Source organism: Hyalangium versicolor, assembly GCF_020103695.1.
In the GTDB taxonomy this organism is placed as follows: Bacteria; Myxococcota; Myxococcia; order Myxococcales; family Myxococcaceae; genus Hyalangium; species Hyalangium versicolor.
The window spans coordinates 23,103-33,784 of record NZ_JAHXBF010000057.1 but is presented as its reverse complement, the minus strand read 5'-3'; the positions used below and the strand labels follow the sequence as shown (position 1 = coordinate 33,784).

Sequence of the window (10,682 nt, the reverse complement as noted above, 5' to 3'; positions counted from 1 at the left end):
CCGCAGTGCGCTTTGACGTCAGCATCCGAGGCAAGAGCCCAGTGCGTTAGCAGCGCACGCTGGGATCTGTGCGGGGGGCGGCCCGAGTCGATGAGGCGAAGGGCCGTCCCTACCGCGACCGTTCAAGTCCCTCTGAGCGCGCTCCCTCAAGTCCCCTCACGGTGCGACGTCGGACACGTAGAGGTACGTCGGGCTTGGGTTGTTTCGGCGCTCCACGCGGAACGTCTCGGTGGCAAGCCTCCGGGCCTGCTCCGCCGTCGTCACTCCGAAGTCGAAGGAGCGCCGGGGCTCGGGAATGAGGAACCCGACTCCCTCGTCCAGCCGGATTCGCGCCTGCTGCCCATCCGCCCACCGCAGGCTCAGCGTGCGCGCATGCGCGACGCGCTCCCTCGTCTCCACCTGCAACTGCAACGACCAGTCCTTGAGCAGGGAGGAGAGCACGGTGTCTCGGTCCACCGTCCGCATCCAATCGTGCTCCACCTGACGTCCCGGCTGCTGGCGGGAGGATTCGTCGACCCGCGTGGTCCGCACGAGCACCTGCGTGCCGGGAGTGATGACCCCGGGACGCTCCGCGAGCGCCCGCACCAGTTCCCGTACCAGACGCACCGTGAGCGGGGAGCGCAAGTACCGGTCCGTATAGGAGACCTCCACGAGGGGCACCTTCTTTTCGAGATGCGTCTTCAGGATGGGCGCCTTCCGGCAGACCAGATCCCAGAACCTCTGGCCGACACTGAGGATGGGGCCATCCAACTCACCCCGGATGGGCAGCTCGCGCAGGCCTCCTGGCACGGCGGGACGGAGACGTGACTCGGGCACGGGTGTTCCCAAGGCGGCGGGAAGCGGTGCCTCTTCCGCGGCGCTCACGCAGTGTTCGCCTCCCGCTCCTGTTCCCCAGCGCTCTCCGGGCGCCTGGGCTCCACCGGAGGTCCAGGCCCAGCGCCAGTGGCGTTTGTCTCCCCCCACCTCCGCAGCCAGAGCGAGCCCGCCCACCGTGGGCAGCTGTTTCATGGCGCGGACCTCCACCCTCGCCACCGATGCGAGTCCCGCGAGCGGGCTGAGCACTGACTCGCCCAATTGGGACAGGTGGGACTCCGGAAGGAAGAGACGGATGCTCCGCCCCGCTCCGGCCCACTGCAGGAGCCTCGAGCGCAGCGGCCACACCACCACATCCCAGTCCGCGGGCGTCCCTCCGAGGTAGAGCCGGAGTTCGGTCGCCTCCGCACGCTGCATCTCTCGCGCGAGCGCGTTTTCCAACAGGTCGTACTCGAGCTGCGTCCGCGCACCGAATACCTCCCAAGTTGGTGGCAGCTCGAGCCCCTGGAGGAAGGTCGGGTCCAGCAAGTCCAGGGCCTTGTTGCGATCCAACCGCTCCACTTCCCGCTGCGTGTCGTAGCTCAGCAGGCAGGCATGGCATGCGGCGTCGCACTTGCGAGGACACTCCAGGATGCGCCGCGCCGCCTTCAGGAGCGCGGGCAGGTGGGCGCCAGCACTCGTTGCGTACCCGGCCCCGCTCGAGGCCGTGTCGAAGAGGATGATGGAGAGGGTGGGCTCACCTCGAGCGGCGAGCGCGGGAACAGCGGCCCATCCGAGTTCGCGTTCATTGATGCCCAGCTTCTTCGCCAGCGCCTCACGCAGGGCGACGGCCAGGGATGCGGCGGTGGTGTCGTCGGTGAGCGGGAGGCCCGTTCGGGGGACCGCCAGTTGCAGCTCGAACACGTCGGTACGCACGGTGGTGCCCAGCCACTGGTGACGCTTGACGCCTCGCTCTTGGACATTGCCCGGGCACTGGCCGTCCTCCAGCCGGGCCTTCCCACCGCGCAGGGGGAAGTGCCCACGCAGCTTCAGGGGCAACTGCTCCTCCTGCGCGGTTTCCTCGGACTCGGTCCGGCCACAGACCAGGCAGATGGCGAAGCCCAGGCTGTGCGCGCCGCCGTTGCGGAAGAAGAGCTCTCCGTCATGCGCGGAGCGGAAGCGGCCCGCCTCGGCCTTCGGCAGGGCGAGCCATGCCCCGCCACCGGTGGAAATCCAGGGGGGACGGGGCGGCACGTAGTTCTGCGCCGACAGGTCCGTATGGGGCTTGTAGCCCAGGGGGACGGCGAAACCCGCGGGCTCGAGATAGTGGATGATGCGCAACGATTTCGCCTCCGCGCCGCACGCGGGGCACGCGTCGATCTCGGCACTGCTGGAGCCCGTGGCGCCACACCGGCACTTCCAGGCGGTCCGGAAGGACTGCAGCTCGTGGAACTGCTGATCCGAGGCCGGGATGTGCCAGTTCAAGGTGACACCGCCCGAGCGGTAGACGAGCCCGTCCACCACCACGTCCGTTCCCGGCGCGTACTCGCGCAGGGCCATGGGCAGATCTCTCGAGGGGTACCCGCGACGGCGCGTGAGCGGCTGGGCGTTCTCTCCGCCCGTCCCGTCTGTCTTCCGCTGCTTCCGGGCCTTCTCCTCGCGCGCGAGCTGTTCGCCTGTCGTGTTGACGAACGACACCACCCCGGTGGGGAAGCCATATCCCGGCAGGAAACCGAGCGAGGACAGCTCTCCCAGCAGGTACTCCCCCTCGACGCGACCCAGCTGACGGGCGAGGGCGAGCTGGGGCGCCGATGCGGCCTGGCCATCCTCCTTCACCGGACCGCCTGCGAGCTGGAGCTGCTCGGTGAGGGCTTCCCATTCGGAGCGCCAGCGGTCGCGGGCACGCTTCATCTGCTCCGCGGTTCCGGTGAGCAACCGCGATTCGGGGATACCTTCCAGCAAGGAGCCGGTGACAACACTCCGGATGCCTCGGGTCAGCCACGCGTCCGCCGGGGCGCCGTCGCTCCGGCTCAACCAGGACTCGAAGTGCTCGGAGGGGCTGAAGCCCCCGGACACCGGGCGGAAGAACGTTCCCGCTCGGAGTTCCAGGCCGTTGGCCCCCTGGATCGAGATGAAGCGGGTGAGCGCGAGCGCGCTGATGTGCCGCTGAACGATGGGCTCGCTCTGCAGCGACACCCGAGGGACGAAGATGGGCGTGACGAAGGGCCACATGGGGTTGCGGAAGACGGCCTCCCCATGCGGAACGGCCTTGCACAAGGTGAGTGTCACGGCGGCGGTTTCCTTGCGCCGGCCCGCGCGGCCCGCCCGCTGCAGGAAGTTGGCGGGCCCCGGAGGCGCGTTGTTCATCGCCACCGCGGACAGGCCGCCGATGTCCACGCCCATCTCCATGGTGGTGGAGCAGCTCAGGACGTTGATGTCCCCCTGCTTGAAGTGGTCCTCCAACTCGCGCAGCCGCTTACCGCTCTGCTGCGCCGAGTGCTCCGCCGTCTCGAAGTACTCCGCCGAGGCCGCGAGCCGATCGCTGAACTCCGTCCACACGCCACGCGCCCGGAGCGCCCGTACGCGCTCGTCACCCTCCAGCCACGCCCGGCGCTGATGCATGGGGATGACCCGATCCGCCCCGTCCCTCCCGTTGGGGTAGGCCAACTGGGGCATCTGGATGCGAGTGCACCGCAGCTCCTCGGAACGCAGCTCCGGGGTGATGTAGGGCGTCAGGCCGTAGAACGCGGTGTCCAGCACACGCCGGGTCACTGGACACAGCCACGCCTCGTCTACCGTTGCCAGCACGGCGTGCCGGGCGAGGTTCATCTTGCGGCCGTCCGGGAGCTGCTCCAGGAGTCCCAGGTGAAGGAGGGTCTGCCACGCTTCTCGCAACAGCTCGTTGATGAAGCCGCGGTCTTCCTCGGAGCCGGTACTCAGGTTGAGCGCGTTGATGAGCAGGAGCGGCAGGCGGGCCCGTATCTGGGTATTTTTGGGCACGCTCGGCCAGAGGAAGAAGCGCTCCATGACAGGAGGCCGGGTGGCTTCCGGCCCGAGCAGGAACTTGGGCTTGATGGCCAGTCCCAGCCACCGCAGGAACTCTTCATCAATGAGGACCGCCGTCCGGCCTCGGACGATGAAGTCGATGGCCACCTTGAGGAAGTTCCGCCACTCCTGGATGGGGAGGCTGCGAGCACGCCAGGCCGCCGGAGCATCACGCTCCTCCAACTTGTCCACGGCCGGGTAGCGGATGGCCACCAACCCGAGCGTCTCCAGCGAACTCTGCCGCTTGGGACGGCGGAGGAGCTCGCGGAAGAGCAGGAACCGGGCGAAGTCCTTCGGCTGCAGCAGCTCACCCGCACGCCGCTGCCACGCCGCGTACATCCAGTCCTTCACGGCCGTGTCCTGGAGCAGCACCTGGACGGCCTCGTCCCAGGAGAGCCTTCCCTCGGCGGGCGCGGACAAGCGGGCCAGCTGGCGCTTCTTGTCCTCCAGAATGCCTGCGACAACGGGGCTCGCCGCCGCCACCGGCTCGAGCGCGGAGATCTCCTGGCGCAGTTGATCCACGGCGGGGCCGGAGTTGTGCCGGGCGGAGGCACGGTCCGCCTGGAGCTTGTGGTAGAGCACGCTCCGGATCCGGTTGCGCTCCGCCTCCAGCTGCGATCCGAGCGCGAACTGCGCGCTTCCCTGTCGGCTGTCCGTGAAGGTGATGAGGCGCCGCCCCTCGAAGGGGTGCAGGCGTTTCGTGTCATTGAGCACCGGGACGTGCTCGAGCAGTGTAGGGATGGCCACGCTCAGGAAGAATGAACCGCCCGCACGCAGGGGACGGAAGAGCTGACCAGGCTCCTGCTCACGCTCGTTGCACCGGCCGCAGTATAAGGCTCCGCTATCAGGCAACAGGTACCGCACGGAGACGCCCGAGGGGGGCTCCACCAGCGCGCCCGTGCCCGGCTCCAAGTAAGCGGTCTGCAGATTGTGCGGCTCCGCGCGCCCATAGCGACCGAGCAACCGAAGGCCCGCGACGGAAGCCATCGATAGGGCCTCCTCCTCGTCATTCTCGGACTCGCTCTCCAACGCGTCGTCAGCGCCGTCCTCCTGCTCCAGATCGTGCGGAACGAAGCGCGGCTGCTTGTCCTCCTGCGAACTCTTCTGCTGCGCCAGGAGGTACTCCGCGCCACAGCCGCCGCAGAGCACCATCTGGAAGACCTTCGCTCCGCACTCACAGTGCTCCCGGCGCTCGAAATAGATGCGGCCGAAGGGCCAGTCCGGGCTCGTGAGGGCTCCCTCCCGCTTCGAGCAGTCCGCCCGGAAGCATGCCCACACCCCGTGCTGGGTCCGGTGGAAGAAGTGCCCGCGCAGCGGAAGGAAGGGCGTGTCCTCCAGTACCGCCGAGCGCGACACATCCAGCAGGCGCAATGTCTCCTGCCGGTCCGCTGCGGTCACCTTCTCGATGGGCAGGTCTCGCAGCTCGGCGGCCAGCGCGGAGAGGGGTTGCGCCTGTCCCTTGGCAAGCAACGCGCGGAGCGCACGGGCTCGTGGAGCGCGGGCCAGGATGCGGAAGCGCTCTGCCGGCTTCTGCGCCCTGAGCGATTCCAGGGCCGGAAGTTCCTCCGAGCGCGTTCTCTCCTCTTGCGGCAGTGGAGGCACGAAGCGCTTCCCCTCCACTACATGGACCAGCTCTTCTCTCGTGCCCGCGATGTCCGCGAGGAACCGACGCAGGTCCTTCCGCGCCGCGTCTCCGTCCGTCCCGCTCAGCGTCGCCGAGGTCGCCACGAAGCGCACGTTCCCGGGCTGGACGCCGAAGGCATGCAGGACGCGCCGCAAGAGCAACGCGACCTCCGCAGCCTGCGAACCCATGTACGTGTGCGCTTCGTCCAGCACCACCCAGCGCAGCATCCCCTGGGATTGATCGAGGATCGGCTGATCCTCGTGCCGCACCAGCATGTACTCCAGCATGGTGGCATTGGTGACCAGCAGTGGCGGAGGCGCCTTCCTCAGGACGCGGCGGCTGAGCACCTCCTCGGGCCTGGAGTTCTCGCTCAGCGACTGGGCGTCGTTGGGCGTCTCACCATTGTAGAGGCAGAAGCGCACCTTGCCTTTGAGCGGACGTGTCCACCCGGAGAGCCGCTCTCGCTGGCTGTGGATGAGCGCATTGAGCGGGTAGAGGAACAGCGCACGCACGCCCTTGAGAGGCCCGGCCGTGCGCGCCTCGCTCACCAGCGAGCTCAGGATGGGAACCAGGAAGCACTCCGTCTTGCCGGACCCCGTTCCACTCGACACCACCACGGACTGGACCTTGTCGGACAGGAGGATCTTCCAGGCCTCCTCCTGGTGCGTGAACGGATGCCGGTCCCGCGGGAAGCCCACCTCCGGGTTGTCCGCTGAGGCCATGGCCTCCACCAGGTTGGGGTCCAGCAGAGCGCCGGAGAGCTGCTGCATCGAGCTCGGGGAGGTGTGCCACCCGAAGGTGGCTTCCAGCACGGGCTCGGACAGGAAGCCCCCCTCCGTCCCTACCGGGACATCCAACCGGCGGAAGAGCTCCTGCCGCAGCGGATCCGAAATGGGGCCCAGCTTGCTGATCACCGCACGTGCCGCGCGATGCCCGAGTTCACCCGCGAGCGCGGTGAACAGTTGCGTACCCAGGACCTCACTCATCACTCCACCTCGTAGAGACACAGGGAAGCCACGTAACCGAACGCGAAGGAGAACCAGCTGGGATGCGACTCGCGCAGGGCGCTCAACGCGAACCGGGTCTCCGCGGAGAGCCGCCGGTCGTAGACCATCGCCAACGCCGCGAGCACCGGGGCATTGAGTAGCGGCAGGGACTCCTCGATGCCCTGCAGGGGAGGGAAGACGTGCCGCTGGACGCTGGCTGGGAAGCTCCGCAGGGGACCCTCGATGGACGCGCCGTAGTTCGATACGGGGGGCCAGGGGGCGTCCGCGTGCTCGCGCCGCAGTTGTTGCAGTTCCTCCTCGAGTGCCGGGCGGAAGGCTTCGGCCCCCGTGGGGAACACTCCGGAAGGCGTTCGCGCTCTGGGTAACAGACCGGAGGAAACCAGCCGCCCGTTCATCCAGTGGAGGACCGCCTCCAGCCCGGCGAAGCGGCTCTGGATCATCTTGCAAGTGTCGCCATAGCGCGCGTGGAGCGTCGCCTCGACGCTGGTGCGGAGCTCTGGAGGAAGGGCCGACGCAGAACCGAGCCAGGCCCGCGCCGCCTCCAGCCAGGCCCGAGCGGGGACGAGCGGCCACTGGAACGGAAGCTCCTCGAGCCCCACCCAGATGCGGCCACGGTCCGGTTCCGAGAGGTGGAACATGGCGAGCGCGGCCGTCCGAGGGTGGTCGACCAGTTGCCTCACGGCATCAAAGGTCTCGGGAGGCAGCTCCCCCACGCTGCGGAGGTAGGTGCGGAGCGTGGGCCAGTCCGGGTGGTTCGCGTCGCTACCGAGCGCCTCGAGCGCCGCGTCCAGCGCCTCTTTGCGGCGCTGCGAATCGGAGACGCACACCGCGCGCTGGAGGGGACTGAGCACGGGCTCCCCGCTCTCCGCGTCCCCGGACCGAACGCTCCAGAGGAGCGGGCGCACGCGGTACCAGCTCCCCTCCCGGCCCGTGACGAGCCAGGGCCCCGGCGCCAGGTCCGCAGGGATGCTCCAGGCCCCCGGACCCACGCGCTCCAGCTCTCGCTCGGGTGCCGCGGGATGGATGAGCGGGCGGAGTTCCACCGCGAGTGTCTCCGGCACGTTTGCTCCCGCCAGGTCCCTCTCCGCCAACCGCACCTGGGACATCTCCCGGTCCGGCGTCAGCGTCAGATCGTAGCGGCCGACGCGCAGGACGGCGGGGCGCGGCTCGCTCGCCCCACGGACTCGGAGCCGCAGCTCATAGAACGCATCCAGGTCCCCGAAACTCGCGAGCCGCTTCGCCAGCGCGGACTCGAGTTCCCCGAGGTTCAGCTCGAGCGTCCCCGGGGAGGTGCCGCGCAGGGGAACCTTCCAGCGGAAGAAAGGATCCAGGTGATGGGCTGTTCCTCCTGGCGCGACCTCCAGCTCCGCCGAGACCTGAAGTTGCGAGGTTCGCACGAGCGCACGCACGCGCCCGAGCCGCTCCAGCGGCACGAGGGTCCCATCCTGAAGCGGGTGCACCGAGGTGTCGGTGAAGCCGACGAATTGCCGCGGGAAGGGGACCCGGAGCGAGCAGGACTGCCCACCGGGCCAGGCGATATCCAGGGAGATGGAGTCCGGAGCCTCGCCATCGCAGCGCAGCAGGATCTCGGTGTCCGTCCCTCGTGTCTGGACGTTCGCGTGAACATGGGGAACGGGCGGCACCTTCACGGTGGCCCCCTCGAGTGCGCTGAGACGCAGGCGGCCCTGACGAGGCCCCTCGGGTTGCGAGCGCAGAGAGGCTCTCGAAGGCAGTACGCGCGCCCGGGTCTGGAACAGCAGCGCACCTTCGGAGAGGTAACGGAGGCTCACGTCGCCCACGCAGGCGCCATCCACACGCCGCCACGTCTTCGCGCCCGCAATCCGGTATTCCAACTCCCGGCTATCGCGGCGCTGCTCGATCCCCGTGGCGGAGTTCACACGCAGGGCGGGGACGCCGAGGTACGCCGCCACCCCCGGAAGCAGCTCACGGGGCTCCGCCTCCAGGCGGCACTGTTGCGCCTCGTCCGTATCGGCTCCCGTGCGCACCTGGCAGGTGCCCATGTCCGCGAGCACCACCTGCACGTTTCCGTGGATCTGGAAGACCTCGGGGCCGCCAACGAGCGGGCCCCTCCGCTCCCAGCGTGTGCCAGGCTCCCGCTCGGTCAGGGTGGCGCGCTCGGGCAGGGCCATCAGCACCTCGGGGACCTGGAACCGCCCGGAGCCCGTGCCAGCGAGACGCCAGGTGTTCTCCTCTTTCGCCTGGAGGTCCGGGACGAAGAGCCACGGCAACTCGCCGAGCGCCTCGCCCCGAGGCAGGACGTGCCGTCCCACCTCCTGCCCCGAGGACCACGCGGACAGGAGCACTGGCCCGAGCCAGGTGTCCCCGGACAGCCGCGCGGAGGTGCCGTGGGACGTCTCCACCAGGTACTCGGTCCCCGAACGCTGGGTCAGCATGGCCAGCGGCTGCCGCGTGCCGTCACTGGCGAGGGCGATGAGCTGCATGCGCGCGGGAAGCTCCTTTTGCTTGAGGAGCTGCGCGAGCCAGGCTTGGGAGAGCTGGCGGGGCAGGGTGATGGCTCGCTCGAGCTGGTAGCCTTGCTGCCACGGACGCAGACGCGTGGTGACCTTCAGCTCTCCCTGACTGACGGAGACCTCACGGGCGGCCTGGATGAGGCTGCGGAGCAGCGTCTGCGCCGTCTGCTCGTGCATGTTCAAAGGCAGCTGCTCTCGCCAATCCGGTACCCGGGCGTCGAGGGCCTGGTAGGGGTCCTCCTCTCCACGAACCTGCCGCTGGAGCAACACCACCCCGGCTGCGAGCTCGGCGCTGAGCATGAGCACCTGCTCGTGCTGGAGGGCCGAAGGCAGGACATGGCTGGAGCGCTGCGCCAGTTCCAGCGCGGGCGCGCTCGGATGGGGGAAGTCGCGCAGCTCCTGGATCAGGCGCAGGAGGAAGCGCCCCACATGCGTGTCCGGCCGCTCCACGAGCCGGAGCGGCATGCCGCTCTCGAGCGCGAGAGACAGGAGGTACTCCTGACGTCCGTTGCGCTCGAGGATGGGCCGTTTCCAGTAGGACAACCCCCGCGCGGTCAGCTGGGCCAACTGGGGGTGGGGCGCATGCTCCACGCCCAAGTCCTCGAGGATGCCCCTCCAGGTCCAGCTCCCTTCGAGGTAGTTGCGTCGCCACCACTCCGCGGCACACAGGCAGAACGTGGCCGCCGTCCAACCGTCCGCGTTGTCCAGCCGCCCCCGGAGTTGCCCGCGCAGCGAGCGCTGGAGTGCCTCGAATTCGGTGCCATCGCAGCGATAGCGGAAGAGCTGCCGTCCATCCGGCAACGTGGGTGTGGCCGTCTTGCGCCACTCGAGGAAGGACTTGAGCCAACCCGAGGGCGTGACGGACATGTTGCCTCCAGAGGAGCGCGGATGTTGCGAGCGATGGCCAGGAAGGAGCCGCATGCGGTGACCGACAAGCTAGGGAAAGCCTCGTCGAGGGCCCATCCCCCCTTTCGGGGGGGAGAGCTCAGGGCACCATCATGCGAAGAAGGGACTTCCTATGCGCCGCTGCTGTCGCGCTACGTGCCTGGCGCTTTGCGCGGCAGATCCGTGCCGACCACCGCTTGCAGCAGGTCCATCAACCCAGGCCAGGCCTCGGCCGTCAGCCACAGTCCTTCCGGAGAGTGCTCAGCCGAGAGCTCCAGCGAGGAGGACTCGAAGAGCCGTGCCGGCACCGCGCCTCCCTTGGGGAGCTGGCCCTCCACCTTCAGCACCTTGCCATCCCACTGGATGTTGGGAGGCAGCAGCTTCTCCGCGAGGGGACGCAGTGCCGCCTGTCCGGCGCCGGCTCGCAGCACTCCCACCAGCAGGGACATGGCGGCTCCGGACTGATCCAGCTCCACCTTCCCGGGGGTGCTCAGCCACAGCTTGTAATTCCCGCCAGAGAGCTCCAGCCGCTGCGGCGTCGTCTCCACGCGCAGCTTCCAGCCCTTCACCGACAGCCGCACGTCGTACACGGCCGGCCCGGATGCCCAGGAGATCAGCTCCAGCGCCTTCGATTGGGCCAGCAGTTGCCGCGAGAGCGCCTCCACCCGCGCGTGAGACAGCCGCACCCGCTTGCGCCCCACGTCGACCGCCACATCCGTCGACAGCGTCGAGGGCAGCTGTTTCACCCAGGCGAGCGCGCTCTCCAGAATGTTCGACGCTCCTGACCGCTCAGCCATCCCGTGTCCTCCGTCCGGCGTGGGAGTCTAGCAGAGGCGC

3 protein-coding genes are annotated in these 10,682 nt (G+C 68.9%); all 3 read right to left on the bottom strand.

The window, feature by feature from the left end; translation table 11 throughout:
• Positions 1-156: 156 nt before the first annotated feature.
• The 3 genes from KY501_RS52080 to KY501_RS52070 all read right to left on the bottom strand — a co-directional run bounded on the left by KY501_RS52080 (position 157) and on the right by KY501_RS52070 (position 10,642).
• Positions 157-6,447 carry a DEAD/DEAH box helicase gene (locus KY501_RS52080; RefSeq protein ID WP_224373067.1) on the bottom strand — a complete coding sequence of 2,097 codons (6,291 nt, stop codon included), beginning with the start codon at positions 6,445-6,447 and terminating at the stop codon, positions 157-159.
• The gene (locus tag KY501_RS52075; protein WP_224373066.1) at positions 6,447-9,827 is read right to left on the bottom strand and encodes an STY4851/ECs_5259 family protein; all 3,381 of its coding nucleotides are present in this window, start codon (positions 9,825-9,827) and stop codon (positions 6,447-6,449) included. Before KY501_RS52075 ends, KY501_RS52080 begins: the two co-directional genes overlap by 1 nt.
• 170 nt (positions 9,828-9,997) lie before the next feature.
• A complete protein-coding gene (locus tag KY501_RS52070; protein ID WP_224373065.1) occupies positions 9,998-10,642 on the bottom strand; it encodes a hypothetical protein in 645 nt (214 codons plus the stop codon).
• Positions 10,643-10,682 lie beyond the last annotated feature (40 nt).

What these genes read in the sequence shown, in the direction of transcription:
- KY501_RS52080 (WP_224373067.1), bottom strand. Translation starts at nt 6,447, where the DNA reads ATGAGTGAGGTCCTGGGTACGCAACTGTTCACCGCGCTCGCGGGTGAA.
- KY501_RS52075 (WP_224373066.1), bottom strand. Translation starts at nt 9,827, where the DNA reads ATGTCCGTCACGCCCTCGGGTTGGCTCAAGTCCTTCCTCGAGTGGCGC.
- KY501_RS52070 (WP_224373065.1), bottom strand. Translation starts at nt 10,642, where the DNA reads ATGGCTGAGCGGTCAGGAGCGTCGAACATTCTGGAGAGCGCGCTCGCC.